The sequence below is a fragment of the Enterococcus sp. 3C7_DIV0644 genome (assembly GCF_002141235.1).
Lineage (GTDB): Bacteria > Bacillota > Bacilli > Lactobacillales > Enterococcaceae > Enterococcus_D > Enterococcus_D entomosocium.
In genome coordinates, this window is record NZ_NGLK01000001.1 from 132,593 (window position 1) to 149,300 (window position 16,708).

14 protein-coding genes are annotated in these 16,708 nt (G+C 41.6%); 6 read left to right on the top strand and 8 right to left on the bottom strand.

Annotated elements, in window-relative coordinates; all coding sequences use genetic code 11:
• Positions 1–63: 63 nt before the first annotated feature.
• The gene (locus A5877_RS00690; protein WP_008380035.1) at positions 64–531 is read left to right on the top strand and encodes an Rrf2 family transcriptional regulator; all 468 of its coding nucleotides are present in this window, start codon (positions 64–66) and stop codon (positions 529–531) included.
• Positions 532–1,639: 1,108 nt separating this feature from the next.
• Here A5877_RS00690 and lepA read toward each other — a convergent pair.
• Entirely contained in the window at positions 1,640–3,475 is a 1,836-nt protein-coding gene (lepA, locus tag A5877_RS00695) for a translation elongation factor 4 (protein ID WP_005235823.1), read from the bottom strand.
• A 145-nt stretch (positions 3,476–3,620) separates the two neighbouring features.
• On the opposite strand from lepA, the gene eis reads away from it, so the two are divergent.
• From eis to A5877_RS00715, 4 genes are all read left to right on the top strand, one after another.
• The gene (gene eis / locus A5877_RS00700) at positions 3,621–4,835 is read left to right on the top strand and encodes an enhanced intracellular survival protein Eis (RefSeq protein ID WP_005235821.1); all 1,215 of its coding nucleotides are present in this window, start codon (positions 3,621–3,623) and stop codon (positions 4,833–4,835) included.
• A 51-nt stretch (positions 4,836–4,886) separates the two neighbouring features.
• On the top strand, positions 4,887–5,372 hold the full coding sequence (locus A5877_RS00705; protein ID WP_005235819.1) for a nucleoside 2-deoxyribosyltransferase: 486 nt from the start codon (positions 4,887–4,889) through the stop codon (positions 5,370–5,372).
• Complete coding sequence (locus A5877_RS00710) at positions 5,373–6,038, top strand: hypothetical protein (protein ID WP_008380055.1); 666 nt, start codon at positions 5,373–5,375, stop codon at positions 6,036–6,038.
• Positions 6,039–6,314: 276 nt separating this feature from the next.
• Entirely contained in the window at positions 6,315–6,500 is a 186-nt protein-coding gene (locus tag A5877_RS00715; protein ID WP_005226019.1) for a hypothetical protein, read from the top strand.
• Positions 6,501–6,559: 59 nt separating this feature from the next.
• Here the strand turns inward: A5877_RS00715 and lepB are convergent, their stop codons facing one another.
• From lepB to clpB, 4 genes are all read right to left on the bottom strand, one after another.
• The gene (gene lepB / locus A5877_RS00720) at positions 6,560–7,129 is read right to left on the bottom strand and encodes a signal peptidase I (RefSeq protein ID WP_086316156.1); all 570 of its coding nucleotides are present in this window, start codon (positions 7,127–7,129) and stop codon (positions 6,560–6,562) included.
• Between the two features lie 167 nt (positions 7,130–7,296).
• A complete protein-coding gene (locus A5877_RS00725; protein WP_005235811.1) occupies positions 7,297–8,250 on the bottom strand; it encodes an ABC transporter ATP-binding protein in 954 nt (317 codons plus the stop codon).
• Positions 8,247–9,788 (bottom strand): ABC transporter permease/substrate-binding protein, encoded by a 1,542-nt coding sequence (locus A5877_RS00730; protein ID WP_061054205.1) that lies wholly within the window; start codon positions 9,786–9,788, stop codon positions 8,247–8,249. The genes A5877_RS00725 and A5877_RS00730 overlap by 4 nt, the downstream gene beginning before the upstream one ends.
• Before the next feature lie 167 nt (positions 9,789–9,955).
• On the bottom strand, positions 9,956–12,559 hold the full coding sequence (gene clpB, locus A5877_RS00735) for an ATP-dependent chaperone ClpB (protein ID WP_042890726.1): 2,604 nt from the start codon (positions 12,557–12,559) through the stop codon (positions 9,956–9,958).
• Between the two features lie 307 nt (positions 12,560–12,866).
• On the opposite strand from clpB, the gene A5877_RS00740 reads away from it, so the two are divergent.
• The gene (locus tag A5877_RS00740; protein WP_061054206.1) at positions 12,867–14,393 is read left to right on the top strand and encodes an ABC-F family ATP-binding cassette domain-containing protein; all 1,527 of its coding nucleotides are present in this window, start codon (positions 12,867–12,869) and stop codon (positions 14,391–14,393) included.
• Positions 14,394–14,433: 40 nt separating this feature from the next.
• On the opposite strand, the gene A5877_RS00745 is transcribed toward A5877_RS00740, so the two are convergent.
• From A5877_RS00745 to A5877_RS00755, 3 genes are read right to left on the bottom strand one after another with little or no spacing between them, the layout of a single operon-like run.
• Positions 14,434–15,465, bottom strand: coding sequence for a lysylphosphatidylglycerol synthase transmembrane domain-containing protein (locus A5877_RS00745; protein ID WP_061054207.1), 1,032 nt, complete (start codon positions 15,463–15,465; stop codon positions 14,434–14,436).
• Between the two features lie 27 nt (positions 15,466–15,492).
• Positions 15,493–15,765 carry a DUF1294 domain-containing protein gene (locus A5877_RS00750; RefSeq protein WP_005235800.1) on the bottom strand — a complete coding sequence of 91 codons (273 nt, stop codon included), beginning with the start codon at positions 15,763–15,765 and terminating at the stop codon, positions 15,493–15,495.
• 33 nt (positions 15,766–15,798) lie between these two features.
• Positions 15,799–16,707: a diacylglycerol kinase family protein gene (locus tag A5877_RS00755; RefSeq protein ID WP_008380060.1), complete on the bottom strand. Its 909-nt coding sequence runs from the start codon at positions 16,705–16,707 to the stop codon at positions 15,799–15,801.
• Position 16,708: the final 1 nt, after the last annotated feature.

The following is a 16,708-nucleotide window of genomic DNA, read 5'->3' on the forward strand; positions in this document are numbered from 1 at the left end:
CCTATATAATAAATAGTATGTTAAGATAAGTCAAGAAGAAAATCTAAAAAGGACTGAATTCACTTGAAATATTCTATTCAACTCAGTGATGCAATTCATATTATGTGTTATATCGTCATCTATAAAGATACTAATATGCTCTCAAGTGAGATGATTGCTCAAAGTGTAGAAACTAATGCTGCAAATGTCAGAAAAATAATGGCAAACTTAAAAAAATCTGGACTGATTCGAACAACTACTGGGAAACCAAAGCCCTATTTAGCAAAGGACCCCAAAGATATTAGTCTACTTGATATATATAAAAGTATTCATGGAAACACAAATCTCATTCAAGTCGATCCTAAAACGAATCCAGACTGCATTGTTGGTGCAAATATACAAGAAGTACTGGATGGTGCGTATAATGAATTGCAAGTAACTGTCGAAGAAAAAATGGCGAAAATCAATCTGTTCTCTCTATTAACAAGTATTGCAAGTTTAGAGGAAAGCAAACGACCTGAAAACAAATCTTTTCTTGAGCCATTTTTATAAAACCAAAAAACCCATTGAGATACTGACATCTCAGTGGGCTTTTTCGTTACAAATGAAATTGATTTACGTCTTCACATCTTTCGACACCACTCATAAGAAATAGCGTTGTCATTCACTTGCTTTTTCTGCAGCTCTGACTATTGCTCATAGAGACAGTGTATGCACAAGAGCAAATATTTCTTTCTTATCGACCAAACGACTAAATTCTTTCACTACTCGACTGCCTAAATTCACTGTGGCACCAGTAACTGCCTACTTCATTTCCGTTCCTCTTTTCTTTTACTCGTGGATGTAAAACAGCTTGATCTATCGGCCTGCTACTTAGATCAACTACAGAAACATTTCATTCTTAAAGTTCAAATACGCGTAAAACATGTTTGTTTCCCTCTGATGATCGATGTCATTTCAATACGGATTTTGCATCCAAAAATTTAGTTACTCTCTGAATTTTCCATTGACGATATTTGAGTGAGCTGGCGTCGATTGCTCACCCTTCATTTAATTATCGAATCATACGGAGGGCTATCAATTTGATAGTAGAACGGTTTGGTGATCGCCGTCAAGAAATAAAGCTTCTTCTCTTTTTCTAGCGTGCTTTCTTGATGATCATTTAAAAGTGGCATCTCAATTTAGTTTTTTGATAGTGTTTCAGGAGAGAAGTAATTAATACGCTGCTATTTCTTTATCTCTGTTAATAGCCGAGACTTTTTTTTGAGCTACTTCTCTTATACATTTGTATCATACTCAAAACTTTATCACACTGCTAAGATAGGTCACTCAACCCATTTTCTTTTTTCAATAGCAGCTTGAAAAGAATTTTCTTCATCGCTAAATATTCCAGAGTTGAACGATTGGATAATCTGCTTTTCTTTAAATGCTTTCCTCTATGGATTCATTCATTTTTATGTAATGGTATGAAAAAAGCACCTCCTTATGAGATGCTCTTTCATACGCTGACAACTAAAAATTCTCAAGCAAGAGATTTTTTTCTTGTCCTTTTATTCAACAGTGACAATCCGTATAACTGTTTAAATTTTATAAACGGTTAAATCACTTTTTTCTAACACAAGAAAAGATTGCTTTATTAGACTTTTCAAATTGAAACGAGTTACTTCTTCGGTTCATCCTCATCCATCTTAAGAACTGCCATGAAGGCTTCTTGCGGTACTTCGACAGAGCCGATTTGTTTCATCCGCTTCTTCCCTTCTTTTTGTTTCTCTAGGAGTTTGCGTTTTCGAGAAACGTCACCGCCATAACATTTCGCCAATACGTTTTTACGCAAGGCTTTAATGTCTGAACGGGCAACGATTTTTTGTCCGATGGCTGCTTGGATCGGTACTTCAAATTGTTGTCGTGGGATCAGTTTCTTCAGTTTTTCAACGATGGCTTTGCCGCGTTCATAAGCAAAGTCACGGTGAACGATAAAGCTTAACGCATCGACTTTTTCAGTATTCAGCAAGATGTCCATCTTCACTAGCTTGCTAGTGCGGTAACCAGACATTTCGTAATCGAGTGATGCATACCCTTTCGTGCTGGATTTCAATTTATCAAAGAAATCAAAGACGATTTCCGATAATGGGATCTCATAAACGACGTTTACTCGATAATCATCCAAGTAATCCATCGTGACAAAGTCTCCCCGTTTGCGTTGGGACAATTCCATTACAGCACCGACGTAATCATTAGGGACCATGATTTGTGCTTTGACGTAAGGTTCTTGCACGTTGTCGATCGTGACTGGTTCAGGAAATTCTGCTGGGTTATCAACGACGACCATTGAGCCATCTGTCTTGTTGACATGATAGATTACGGATGGTGCAGTCGTAATCAGCTCAAGGTTAAATTCACGTTCTAGCCGTTCTTGCACGACATCCATGTGTAATAGGCCTAAGAAGCCGCATCGGAACCCAAATCCTAACGCTTGAGAGGTTTCTGGCTCAAATTGCAATGCTGCATCATTCAGTTGTAATTTTTCCAATGCTTCTCGAAGGTCGTTGTAGCGTGAGGTATCGATTGGGTACAATCCGCAATAAACCATTGGATTCATTTGGCGGTAGCCTTCCAATGCTTCGGCTGCTGGATTGTTGGCTAAAGTCACCGTATCTCCGACTTGCGTATCTTTAACAGTCTTGATGGCAGCAGTGATATAACCAACATCACCCACCATCAACGCATCTCGTTGAATGGCTTTGGGTGAAAAGACGCCGACTTCCGTGACATCAAAGGTCTTGCCATTGCTCATCATTTTGATTTTATCTCCAGGTTTGACCATCCCGTCCATAATGCGGACGTTTAAGACCACCCCACGATAGGAATCGTACACGGAGTCAAAGATCAACGCTTTTAACGGTGCTTCAATATCACCTGCTGGAGCTGGGACATACTCAACGATTTGTTCCAAAATGTCTTCGATCCCAATACCTGCTTTGGCACTCGCTAAAACAGCTTCACTGGCATCGATTCCGATAACATCTTCGATCTCTGTTCGTACCCGCTCAGGATCGGCAGCTGGCAAGTCTATTTTATTAATGACTGGTAGGATCTCTAAATCATTGTCTAACGCCAAGTAGACGTTTGCCAATGTCTGTGCTTCGATCCCTTGAGCCGCATCAACGACGAGTACGGCGCCTTCACAAGCGGCCAAACTGCGGGAAACTTCATAGGTGAAATCGACGTGCCCTGGGGTGTCGATCAAATGGAAGATGTAGGTTTCTCCATCTTTGGCGGTATAGTTAAGTTCCACAGCATTTAATTTGATCGTGATTCCTCGTTCACGTTCAAGATCCATGGAGTCCAATAATTGGTTTTGCATTTCCCGAGACGTCACCGTATGGGTTTGTTCCAAAATACGGTCCGCCAGTGTTGATTTCCCATGGTCGATATGGGCGATAATGGAGAAATTACGAATCTTCTCCTGTCGTTTTTTCATTTCTTCTATGTTCATGGATACGTTCCTCATTTCTTTTAGTCAGCTTTTCTATTATACCAACGAAACGCCAATAGTTAAAGTATTTTTCTTAACCGTTATTTAGACATATTCATTCAGGTTTTGCTATACTAGAGCTAGCAAATAAATTGGAGTTGAAAGAATGGACAATAATTTTCATCAAAATCTACATATTCGAGCGGTGGATGAAAAAGACGTTGATCAGTTCAATGAACTGTTAAGCTACGTTTTTCAGATCACTGAATCGGATATTGAAGAAAGCGGCTATGAGAGCAAACGGGAAATGATTAAATCTAAGCGCCCGATCTTAGAGCTTTCCAAGGTCTTTGGCTGGTTCAATGAAGACAAGTTGATCTCGCAAATCGCCGTTTATCCTTGTGAAGTCAATATACACGGCAAATTGATCAAAATGGGCGGAGTGACCGGTGTTGGGACCTACCCTGAATATGCCGGACATGGCCTGATGAAAGACTTGATCAAGCTTGCCTTAGAAACTATGCGGGAAGATCAGCAATGGATCTCCTACCTTTATCCATACAATGTGCCCTACTATCGTCGCAAAGGCTGGGAGATTATGTCCGACAAGCTGACCTTCAAAATTCGTGATACCCAGCTTCCGAAAACCAAAGAAGTCCCTGGGATCGTAGAGCGCAAAGAAGTGGATGACCCTGATGTCTTTACTGTCTATAACCAATTCTCCCGGGAAAACCATGGCGCCTTGCAGCGGACCTCTTTTCACTGGGAAGAGTATTGGCGCTATGAAAATGAAGAAGAGCGCACCGCGGCTGTCTATTACAATGCCAGTGGTCATCCGACTGGTGTACTTTTTTATTGGGTAGCCGAAGAAGTCTTCCATGTAAAGGAAATGTTCTACTTAAATCAAGAAGCCCGCAATGGTCTTTGGAATTTTATCTCTGCTCATTTCTCAATGGTCTATTGGGTCAAAGGAGACATTTATTCAAATGAACCCCTGTCCTTCTACCTGGATGATAGCCAAATCAAAGAAACCATTGAGCCTTATTACATGGCGCGGATCGTCGATGTTGAACAGTTTTTGAAAAACTTCCCATTTGAAGCCTTTCAAACACCCTTTCACTTTGTTGTTTCTGACCCAGTTGCCGATTGGAACAACGGAATCTTCGGTGTCCAATACAATCACGGGGAGATCGTGGTTTCAAGAGAAGCCATCGGAAAAGCTGTCCAATTGGATATTCAGACATTGTCGTGTCTGTTGATGAATTACCGCCGTCCAGCTTACTTAGAGCGTGTGGAACGGCTAAATACCGATTCAGAAACACTGGCATTACTAGAATCGATCATCCCTGATATGGAAGCCTATTTCAGTGATTATTTCTAAACAACGAATCAACAAAACGTACAACTATGAATGATTAAGGAGTGTTTTTGAATGAAACTATATTTTGCTGCTCCCCTGTTTGCTGCTAGTGACCTTCGCTACAACGCCGAACTTGTTGCGTCGATTCGTCAGCAGTATCCGCAGCTGGAGATTTATTTACCTCAAGAAAATGCCGCGATCAATGATAAGTCCGCCTACGCGGATAGCAAAATGATTGCGTTGGCAGATACCGAAAAAGTACTGGAAAGCGATTTGATGATCGCTTTGCTGGATGGTTTGACCATCGATGCTGGGGTTGCCTCTGAGATTGGCGTCGCCTATGCAAAAGGCATTCCTGTTTTAGGGCTTTATACGGATAGTCGCCAACAAGGTGCCGATAATCAGCAAAAGCTGGCAGCATTACAAACCGTTGCGGAAAATCAGTTCCACTATGTCAATCTTTATACGGTGGGTTTGATCAAGCTAAACGGTGAGATTTATTCCTCTGAAGCAGCACTTGTAGCTGGCTTAGCAGACTATCTTTCGGAGGACAACTAAATGGGGCAAAATTATCAGCGACTGCAAAAGGTATTCACTATTTTCGGTATTCTCGTGTTTTGTTTTTCTTTGTGGGAATTTTTCCGTGGCGTCTATCCGCAAACACAAGGACTGATTTTCTTGGGTCAAGCCTTACTTGGGATTTTATTGATCTTTGTCCCAGAAATGAGTAAAAAGTTCTTAAAAATCCAGCTACCAAATGCCACCGTCTACTTTTATTGGTTTTTCTTGCTGATCTCCGTATTCATGGGGACGATCTTACATTTGATCGAAACCATTGCTTTCTGGGATAAAATTCTGCATGCGGTAAGCCCAATGGTCTTGACGGCTGTAGGCTATGGATTGATCTGTCTCTTACTAAAAGAAGTGCCCGTTTCAAAAGTTTCGCCTTGGTTATTTTTACTGATGGGCTTTGCTTTTGCTGGCTTGTGTGGTGTTTTCTGGGAGTTTTGGGAATTCATCTGCGACTCTGTTGGTGGAATGAATCTCCAACGTTATGCAACCTTAGATGGCACCCCGTTTATTGGTCGTGAAGCATTGATGGATACGATGGGCGATTTACTAACCAACACGATTGGCGCTGCTTTGATGGGCGTGATCGCGTATGTTCAAGGACGAGGCAAACCTGATTACTTTGAAAGTTATCGGATTAAAAAATTATCATAACCAACCTTTAAAAGCTTGTTGAAACCATCGTTTTTCAACAAGCTTTTTTCTTTTGTTCTTTTATTGATAAAGAAAAATTTATAAAAATACTTAAATAACACATCTTATTTTTATGGATTCGCTGTCTAACAAGGTTCGACCTTCCTTACACTTCCCTGTAAAACGGTTACAACTACAAGAAAATTCCCTCGTTTAATCATTTTTATTTCCCCAAAAAACCATGGTCTGTTATAATTACATTATTCATTTGACATTGCGTCAGTAAAGGAGAGGCTTATGGTTCTAACAGTGTTTTTTATTTTATGCTGCTTGATTTTTTCATCGATCACCTATGCGTTCTCTAAAGATGCCCGAAAATTTGTCCAACCTTTATCAATCAAAATTATTTTTATCGCATCAGCTATTATTGCGGTTTGGACAATGTTCTTTTCAATGGTTGCATTTGTCGCTTGGGTCATCTAAAAAAACATTCTTGCCAGTTGCGGCGTTTTCGCTGCATTGGCAAGAATGTTTTTTTGTGGTTAGAAAAGTTTGATTTGATTCAAAGGCCAAAAACGCAGCAGCACTTTCCCCTCCATTTGATCTTCTGTTACGACCCCGAAACTACGACTGTCCCGAGAGATCAAACGATTGTCTCCCATCACAAAATAGCTGCCTTCAGGAACAGTTACCGTAAAATCGTCGGTAAAGTGTTCTGCACCAGCGGCGATCTGCTGAAACATTTCGCGATAAGAATATTCGTCTTGTAATTGATCGTCCGCAAATTTCTCTTTAAACTCATCTAAATAGGGTTCTTCGTATACTTCTCCATTGATTGTTAGGACATCATCTTTCATCTCAATCGTATCACCGGGTAAACCAATCAGCCGCTTGACAGCAATTTTGCTTGAATCATCTGGTTCAACACATATCACGATGTCTTGGCGGTCATATGAAGAAATTTTTGATGCAATCAAACGCTGCTTATCGGCCAAAGTTGGATCCATAGAATGGCCACTGACTTGAACTGGCGTCAGGACAAACAAACGGATGAGAACCACGGCGACGATAAAGAAAAGCAGTAACCAATTCTCTTTTAGGATTTTTACCATAGCTGCTCTTTCGCTCCTTTACTGCATCTTTTGTCATTATCAAAGCTCGTTTCTGGCATTCTGACAAAAGATATCTTCCTCAATCTTACGTGGAATTTTTACATTGAGCAAGAGAAATCATCGATTTTTAAAAAAATATGACATTTCTAGTGGCCATAAAGAACCTTTTACGTTCGATCACGACTCAAGAAAGCAAACACATCTTTTCGACTTAGACTCCCTACGAGTTTCTGCTCTTCTTCAATCACTACCGTGTCATGAGTTGCAAATAAGGTATACAACTCATTTAAAGTAGTAGATGCAGCGATTTGAGGAGCCACTGGGTTGACTTCATCGCTGAAAAAGTTCATCCGCATCAAATCCCCTGCAGTGACCAGTTTTGCTTCGTCTTCACCGGTCTCTTCAAAAAAACTTTTCACAAAAGCAGTTTTTGGTTGCGAGACAATCACTTCCGGTGTATCACATTGGACGATCTTCCCTTGATTCATGACAGCAATGCGCGTACCTAGTTTTACCGCTTCTTTCATGTTATGCGTGACAAAAATAATCGTCGTCCCAAGCTCTTGGTGCAAATCGAGGACTAACTCCTGTAAGGAATTTCGAGAAATTGGATCAAGAGCACTAAAGGGCTCGTCCATCAGAATAATTTCTGGGTTAGCAGCTAACGCTCTTAAAATCCCGATCCGCTGCTGTTCTCCTCCTGACAACTCTTTAGGCATTCGATGGCGGTATTGCTCTGGGTCAAGTTTGACCTGTGTCAGCAAACGATCCACGGCTTCTGAGCGATCTTTTTTCGACCACCCTAACATCTCTGGGATTACTTCAATATTTTGCTTCACATCCATTGTCGGAAACAGGGCGATTTGTTGGAGAACATACCCCATTTGCCAACGCATTTTTTGGATATTGTATTCTTTGATTCGTTTTTCTTTGAAGTAAATATCGCCATCCGTTGGTTCTGACAACGCGTTGATCATCTTCAAAGTCGTCGTTTTCCCACTCCCAGAAGGACCGACCAAAACAAAGATTTCCCCTTTATTGATGCTCAGATCTAATTGATCGATCACTATTTTTTGATCAAACTTTTTACTGACGTTTTTAAATTCAATAATTGGTGTCATTCTTGTCCCTCCTTAATTAATCCTTCATCTATCAGGAAGGTACGCGCGACTTCTGCTGGATTTTTTCCTTCGACATTGACCTGATAATTCATTTCACTCATTTGTTCTTCGGTGATTTTACCTGCCAGCTTTTCCAATGCACGGACGACTTCTGGATGTTCCTTGGCAAAGGCTTCTTTCATCAAAGGCGCTCCTTGATAAGGTGGAAATAGTTCTTGATCGTCTTCTAGAATAACTAAGCCATATTGACGCAATTCACTGTCCGTGGAATAGGCATCCAGTAGATTGATGTCGCCATTATTGATGGCTTGATAACGCAATGCTGGTTCCATACTTTGGACACTTGGAAAATCTAGCCCATAGAGTTCTTGGATGCCCGCATAACCGTCCGTCCGATCAATGAATTCGAGGGTAAAGCCGGCTTTGATTTGATTTTCGATTTTCTTCAAATCAGAGATCGTGGTTAGTCCATTTTCCTCAGCAAATTCTTTTTTCACAGCCAACGCATAGGTATTTTGATACGCCATCGGCTGAAGCAAGGTCATCTCAAACTGATCCTTTAACAGATTGACTGCTTCGGTATAGGTTTCGTCAGAGTCAAGTTTTTGACTAGCGGTTTTTTCCGGTACATCCACTAAACTCTCCAACACAGTTCCAGTAAATTCTGGATAAATGTCGACTTGGTCATTGTCTAAAGCACTGAATAAGAAAGAAGTTTTCCCAAAGTTAGGTTCCAATTCAACCTGTGCATCAGGATCTTCTTGCTCAATCAATTCTTTGTACATGTTGATCAAGATATCAGGTTCAGACCCTAACTTCCCAGCTATGGTAATGGTTTTCGGCGCGAAAAATCCGCTCTGTGAAAAAGAAACGCCGCCAATCAGCAAGATGATCGCTGCCAGCGTAATCAAGGTATAGCGCGGTTTCAGGTGTTGTAGATAACGGATCAACGTACTGAAAATAATAGCCAGTAAAGCAGACCCGATCGCGCCGATCAACGTTAATTCAGGGGCATTCCGATCGATCCCCAACAAAATAAAGGAACCTAGCCCACCAGCGCCAATCAGAGCGGCTAAAGTCGCTGTTCCGATGATCAAGACCAACGCCGTGCGAATCCCCGAAATAATGACAGGCAAGGCAATCGGCAATTCGACTTTGATCAATCGGCGCATCCGAGACATACCAAATGCCGCCGCAGCTTCTTCGATTGATGGATCGATCTCCGAAAGGCCAATATAGGTATTTTGAAAGATCGGCAATAACGCATAAATAACTAGTGCGATCAACGCAGGCGGCGTTCCGATCCCCACAAATGGAATCAATAAACCTAACAGTGCCAGTGATGGAATCGTTTGTAGCACACTCGTTATTTGTAGGCCGACTTCCGCTGCCCGTTTATGATTAACCAGCCAAATGGCTAACGGGACAGCAATAACGATCGCCACCAGCAGCGCAATGATCGACAATGACAAATGCTCAAAGACAGCTGTCAGCAATTCCCCTTTTCGCTCATTCAACGTTTCAAAAAAAGTATTCATCTTTTCATTCCTCTCCTACTCCATAAGAACAGTATAATCGAAGTGCGAATTTCCTCCAAACAACAAGCAAGGGGAACTTTTTTGTCTTATGTTGAGCGGCAAAAAAACGACGGCTGCCAATGAAACGGCAACCATCGTTTTGCATTTATCCATTTTTTATCTTTTTATTACTCGGTAATTGGCGTATTTTCAAAAACCAGCTGTTCGTTCAATAATTCAATCGTGACTTGGGTCTTTGGTAAGACTCTGCCAGCAACGATTTCTTTTGCCAATGGGGTTTCGACTTCTCTCGTGATAAACCGACGGAGAGGTCGCGCACCATATGCTGGCTCATAAGCATTTTCAGCGATCCAGCGTTTGGCTTCTTCAGTGATCGTCAACAGTATATCTTGGACTTCCAGTCGTTGTGACAGCTGTGCGATGATCTTGTCGACGATGCCTGTCACATCGTTTAGACTAAGCGGTGTGAACAAAATCGTGTCGTCGATCCGATTTAAGAATTCTGGTTTAAAATGCCCTCTCAAGAGATTACGGACATTTTCAGCAACGTTTTCTGGGATCGTCCCTTCTGCGGTCACGCCATCTAGCAAGACTTGAGAGCCGATATTGCTAGTCATGATCAAGACTGTATTTTTGAAATCAACGACTCGCCCTTTTGAATCTGTCAAACGGCCATCATCAAGCACTTGTAATAAGATATTGAAAACATCAGGATGGGCTTTTTCGATCTCATCCAATAAGACGATCGTGTATGGATTGCGTCGAACAGCTTCAGTCAATTGGCCACCTTCTTCAAACCCTACATAGCCTGGAGGGGCACCGACTAAGCGAGACACCGAATGTTTTTCCATGTATTCGCTCATATCGATCCGAACCATATGCTCTTCTGAATCAAAGAGATTGACCGCCAACGCTTTCGCTAATTCGGTCTTACCGACGCCGGTCGGACCTAAGAACAAGAAGGAACCTAATGGTCGATTTGGATCTTGCAGGCCAGCTCGTGAACGAATGACGGCATCACTGACGGCATCGACGGCTTCGTCTTGTCCGATCACTCGTTGATGCAAGGTCTCATTTAATTTCAACAGTTTTTCCCGTTCGCCTTCCACTAATTTCGCAACAGGAATCCCTGTCAAACGTCCAACGACTAGGGCAATCTCATTTTCGGTCACTGATTCTTGGACCATCCGAATGCCTTCATCTTGATTTTTTTCTTCCAGTTCAGCTAGTTCTTTTTCCAGTTGTGGAATCGTCCCATGACGAAGAACAGCTGCCCGTTCCAAATCATAGTTATTTTCAGCATCTTCCAACTCATGCTTGGCTTTATCGATCTCTGCCCGTTTGTTGGAAACTGCATTGACTTCTTCTTTTTCCGTTTCCCACTGCATTTTCATGGTATTGACTTCTTCACGCAATTCCGCCAATTCTTCTTGTAAAATGCCTAAGCGTTTTTTCGATGCATCATCGGATTCCTTTTTCAATGCGGCTTCTTCGATCTCAAGTTGCATCAAACGACGGGTAACTTGGTCGAGCTCAGTAGGCATCGAATTCATTTCCACCCGAATCGTGGCACTTGCTTCATCGATCAAATCGATGGCTTTGTCTGGTAAAAAGCGGTCCGTGATATAACGGTCAGATAAGGTAGCCGCTGCAACAAGCGCGTTGTCATGGATGTTGACGCCATGATGGATCTCGAACCGTTCTTTCAGCCCACGTAAAATTGAGATCGTATCTTGAACGGTTGGTTCCTGTACCAGCACTTTTTGGAAACGACGTTCCAAAGCTTTATCCTTTTCCATGTATTGACGGTATTCATCAAGGGTGGTTGCGCCAATCGTATGCAATTCTCCCCGTGCCAGCATTGGTTTCAGTAAGTTTCCAGCATCCATGCTGCCTTCCGTCTTACCAGCACCTACAATATTGTGGATCTCATCAATAAAGAGAATGATGCGTCCATCGGCTTTTTTCACTTCTTGTAAGACAGCTTTCAAACGCTCTTCAAATTCACCTCTGAATTTAGCACCTGCGATCAAGGCACCCATATCCAGAGAAAAGATCGTTTTGTCTTTTAGGTTTTCTGGGACGTCTTTTCGCACGATCCTTTGTGCCAATCCTTCAACGATGGCTGTTTTACCAACTCCTGGTTCACCAATCAAAACGGGATTGTTTTTTGTCTTCCGAGAAAGGATGCGAATCACATCGCGAATTTCTTCGTCTCGTCCGATAATTGGGTCCATTTTTCCGCTGCGGACTTGTTGCACCAGGTCAACGCCGTATTTTTCTAAAGCTTTGTATTGTTCTTCTTGATTTTGTGAGGTCACACGATCCCCTCCTCTTAATGTTTCGATCGTTTGCTTGATTTCTTTCGCGCTGATTCCTTGTTTCTTTAAATACACCGTCAATGGATGATTTTTCAATTTCATCAACGCATAAAGGACGATTTCTGTGGAAAGATACTCGTCTTGAAATTCATTTTTTAATTGATCTGCCTCAGACAAAAGATGAAACAGATTTTGACTCATGGATTGACCATAACGAACATTTCCTCCTTCAACCGAAGGCAGTTCATCTAATAGTCGGTCGACTTCCTTTTCAAAAGCATCGACATCGAGACCTGTGTCCGTGTAAAAATTGCGGCCGAATTGATTGGCTTGCAATAAAATCTTCCATAAATGCGGAATATCAATTTCTTGATGGTGACGGGTCATGGCAATCTGCTGGGCTTCAGCGATAGCACTTTGTAATGTAGTCGTCATTTTTTCTGGGTTCATACTTTTCCCTCCCAAAATGGTAGTCAGAAAAAAGTACGCTGCAAGCAGTATCCTTTTTTCTACTCTTCTATTATACAACGTTGGTCAGTAATGGTCAAAAGTTTTCCCTCGAACATCAAGATTTTTTTCAGTATTCTTTCATGAAAATTGACAGATGGGAAGCAGCAATGGTATGCTAGGTCCTGATTGGTCAGGAACAATCGATTTTCCTGATCGTTTTGATCGCTTTTTGGCGATTTTTATTCAGTAAGATTATCTACTTAGCTGTAACGTCTACTGTTTACAGCTTTTTTATATGGAGGAAATGATGTTAACATTAACGAATATTAGCCAACAATTTGGCGACAAATTGCTTTACGAAGACGTTTCCGTTCAAATCAACCGTGGTGAAAAAGTCGGTTTGATTGGACGGAACGGCGCTGGCAAAAGTACTTTAATCAAAATCATTACAGGAGAAATTCTCCCCGATGATGGCTTCGTCCAATTTCCGAAAAATTTGAAAATGGGCTATTTGGATCAATACGTCAATGTTGATGAAACGCAATCGATCCGTGATTTTTTGCGCTCTGCCTTTGCAGAAGACTTCGAAAAAGAGCAACAGATTGCCGATCTTTATACTTCTTATGGCGAAAGCCTCGACGATAAGCTTTTAGAAAAAGCGGGCGAATTGCAAAATCAATTGGATCAAGGAAATTTCTACCAAATGGATACATTGATCGATGATCTAGCAGAAGGGTTAGGTATTTCGGTTCTCGGAATGGATACCCCCCTCGCTTCTTTAAGTGGTGGTCAACGCTCAAAACTGATCTTGGCAAAAATGCTGCTAGAAAAACCCGACATGCTGATTTTAGATGAACCGACCAACCACTTAGATGATGAGCACATCAAATGGCTAGTTGAGTTTTTACAGGACTTTACTGGTACCTATTTAGTCGTTTCTCATGATCGTCAATTCCTTAACGAAATCACGACCCATATCATTGATATCGAATTTGGCAAGCTTTCTAAGTATACGGGGAATTTAGACAAAGCATTAAAACTAAAAACGCTGCAAAATGAAAGCTATATGAAGCAATACGAAGCACAACAAGAGCATATCAAGAAAACCGAAAGCTATATTCGTAAATACAAAGCTGGTTCTCGTTCAACGATGGCAAAGAGTCGTGAAAAGCAGTTGGCAAAAATTGATCGTTTGACCCCACCGCAAGATGTCCCTAAACCCCATTTAGGATTTGATTTGGCACCAATCGTTACCACCTTGGCCTTGGAAACCACCAATCTAGTCATTGGATACGACCAAAAGCCCTTACTCTCCCCGATCAACCTAACGATCCGCTATGGCGAAAAAATTGCTATACGGGGATTTAATGGGATCGGTAAATCAACATTGATCAAAACGATTCTTGGTGTGATCCCAGCAATTGAAGGGGCCGTTTCTTACCCACAGCATACAAAATTCAATTACTTTTCTCAAGACCTTGACTGGGAATATCCATTGCAGACCCCTCTTCAATACCTTGAGGATCTTTTTCCGAAGGCCACCAACAAAGAATTGCGACGGCAACTTTCTCGGGCAGGTTTACCTAGCCAATTAGCCCAGGAAGAATTGAAGCTATTAAGTGGTGGTGAACAGACAAAAGTCAAACTAGCCGAAATGATGTTGATCAAAAGTAACTTCTTGATTCTTGATGAACCGACCAACCATATCGATCAAGATACGAAAAACAATTTGGAAGAAACCCTGGCGGCCTTTCCTGGAACAGTTTTGATTGTTTCCCATGAAGGCGAGTTTTATGAATCCTTTGTTGATCGAATCATTGATTTGAAAGACTAAAAAAAACACGCTTATCCTCTATTCGAAGATAAGCGTGTTTTTAACTTTCCACTTTTTCTTTTCTTAATTCAGTCAACTCTTGGCTAATATCTTTGCGTTTTTCTTTCATTACATAAGCAAAACCAATTATGAAGGGCCAAATGAATGTTGCTAAACGGTACAGTAGCATGGAAGACGCAGCATCGACCGTGCCAACTAATGGACCAAAAAGCAGCATATAAATAAATTCAAATGATCCGATCCCTGCCGGTGTTGGAATCACCCCGGACAAGACGACGGCAAAACTGATGAAGGATAACGTCAACAAGAAATCGATCTCTGGATGCTGCACAACAAGAATCACATAAGGAATCACATACCAAGGCAGCATCTTCAAAAGATTCCACAAATAGATGCGCAAGAAAGCGGTGCGGTCGGTAATAATCGCATTGACTGTTTCTCGTAAAGAATAAATTTGGGTGTTGCATTTGTCAACCAATCCTCTTAATGTCGCACTTTTGAACAGCTTATTGCTGACGATCACGAAAAAGACTTGGATGTTGATGCTGACCGAAAGTGCTAACAAAGCGGCAATGATCAAAAAAACGAGTACGATCCCCGCTAAAATTACCCAAATCATATTGGGTGCATTGTCATAGAATAGCGAAAATTGAATGATCAACCCAGCGATTGCATAAGTCAATATGGCGAACTTATACATCACCATGTGTAAGGTGGTGACCCCAACGCCCTGTGACAACTGCAAGCCATTTTTACGGTAAAAATTCACCTCTGAGATTAAGGTGCCTGCCCCAAACGTCACAATCCGATAAAAACCACTGTAACAGACGGTCAGAAACCCCGCCTTGGTTGTGAATTCCGGTTGGAAAGTCACGGCAATCTCTTTGACTGTTCGTCCTTCAATCACTAGGTACAATGTGCCAAGCCCCATAACCAGTAAGACGACGAGAAAGCTGGTCTCTCTTAGCCCCGCCAAAATATCCATCATCGAGTTACGGACAAAAAAATACATCACACCCAGAATCCCTACTAGTAAAAGTAAATTAAGGGCGAACTTCACTTTAATTTTCATATTAACTCCTTGCTTGTTATACCGAATTTATGCAAAAAAGACCATCAGCAGGATAGCAAAAACGGTGCCAAAAGCAAAAAAGAGGTGAAACTTCTTCTTTCTTGTTTTGTGGCGAAATACGCGTTGCGCAATTAAACCGCCTAATCCTCCGCCAATCGCCCCCATAAAAAGGAGATTTGCTTCGGGAACCCGCCAACCTTGTTTCACTGCCTGATATTTATCATACCCCATCAGACAGAAAAGATAAAGATTGACTGCAATTAAATAAAACCACAATGGATTGTAAATCAGTGCATTCATCCATTTCCTCCATATGATTGATCGTAGGGATCATTATTTTGATTCTTGTGCTTCTTCAGGTACCAGCATCGTCAAACCATGTTTGATAACTTTCATCTCAATCGGTAGATCATCCGTTGGGTCGCCATCGGTTCGAGTATGAACCGTTTTTTCTTTGGCCTTTATTGAGACCTTTGCGGCAGTGAAATATTCAACACTTGGCACTTTGGCAATTCTACCACGAATAATTCTTGGTAAATACAAAATAAATCGTAAAATATTCAGTTTTGGCAAAAGAATGATATGAAACAATCCGTCATCAGGCTTTGCTTCTTCATCGAAGTTCTTAAACCCACCTGCTGAATTCGACATGACGATCGTCAGTAATTGAGTTTTCCCCTGCCATTTCCGTTCGTCAGCAATGACTTCTAATTTGTATTGTTTCTTTTTGATTAACAGATGAATGAACCGTTTCATAAACGCTAACGGCCCATATTGCTGTTTTTCTTCTTGGGAAGTGGCTGCGGCGGTATCTGCCAGAAGACCAATGGTCATGGTCGAGATCATGACTTGATCATTGACCGTCCCGTAGTCGATCGATCGCTCAACCCCCGTTAAGATCGTCTCGAAGGCCTCTTCGGGCTTCACCGGTATCCCCAACATTCTGGCAAAATTATTTACGGTTCCACCAGGAATGATGCCGACCTTCAACTCATCTAACTTTTCTTTAAAGGTTTGCAATCCATGATGGATCGTCCCATCTCCACCAATGATCACAATCGTATCGACTGCGTGTTTTTCGGCAGCCTCTCGAACGTCTTTGGGATCCACGTCTGGATTTGAGGCCTGCAAGAACGCTTGATGCTCTTCGCCTTGTTCTTTCACATAGGCTTGGAATTTTTCTGCTGTTTCTTTTGCTTCACTTTTCCCCGCTGTATCATTGTATAAAACGAGAATTTTCATC